The 826-nt window shown below is 64.4% G+C and carries 2 pseudogenes; both read right to left on the bottom strand.

Features of this window, described 5'->3' with window-relative positions:
- Positions 1-191: 191 nt before the first annotated feature.
- Positions 192-324 (bottom strand): annotated as a pseudogene (locus FJR74_RS08325) (ISL3-like element ISAar34 family transposase); the annotation flags it as partial.
- Between the two features lie 302 nt (positions 325-626).
- Positions 627-821: pseudogene (locus tag FJR74_RS08320) on the bottom strand (formyltransferase family protein); the annotation flags it as partial.
- Positions 822-826: the final 5 nt, after the last annotated feature.

Below are 826 nucleotides of genomic sequence, written 5' to 3'. Positions count from 1 at the left end.
TGGCGGACGGCGTTTCCTGCGACGACAGGCGCGTTGCACCATTCGCACCGGCCCAGTGGGACTGGCGTGAACGTTCTTCGAAAGCGATATTGGATGCGCTAGGTGCGAAAATTGTCCTGATTCGGGGCCGCGCTGAGCAGACCCACCGGTCCTGTCTACACTCCGCTCCTTTGACCGCACCTGCCGCAGGCCAGGTCTTCGGGGTTCTTCCACAGTGCAAAGCGGGTGTCCCTTGAGCTTGCGTACTCGCTCATGAGCTGGCCGCGCCGGGGCGTTTTTGGCGGGCCGACCCCGGCCCCACGTGGGCTCGCTACGTGACAGCGCCCACCCGGACAGTTCACGTTGACCGGGTGAGGCCAAACGGCGCCGAGCGTGCACTGGGGGCGAGATTCGGGCCAGCCGATTTTCCGCCCTCAGTTCACGCTGGGCGACGGCGCCGAAACGGCCAGTCGACGCCGTGACCATCATGGGCACCAAGAAGTTGACCGCAACGCGCGCAGTCACCCATGTCAGAAGACGATGGTCTGGTTGTGATGCACGATGACGCGGTCTTGGCAGTGCCAGAGCACGGCGCGGGAAAGCACTGCGCGTTCGACGTCGGCGCCGACACGCACCAGATCATCGACGGTGTGGGTGTGGTCGACACGAACGACGTCTTGTTCGATGATGGGCCCCTCGTCGAGAACTTCGGTCACGTAGTGGGCGGTCGCGCCGATCAGTTTGACGCCGCGTTCTCGTGCGCGCTGGTACGGGGCCGCGCCGGTGAAGGCTGGAAGGAACGAATGGTGAATGTTGATCAGCGGGCAGCCGATCGCCTCCAAGAACC

Origin of the sequence: Metamycoplasma neophronis, from assembly GCF_006491995.1 — a bacterium.
GTDB classification, from domain to species: domain Bacteria; phylum Bacillota_I; class Bacilli_A; order Mycoplasmatales; family Metamycoplasmataceae; genus Metamycoplasma; species Metamycoplasma neophronis.
This window is presented reverse-complemented; position numbering and strand designations above follow the sequence as displayed.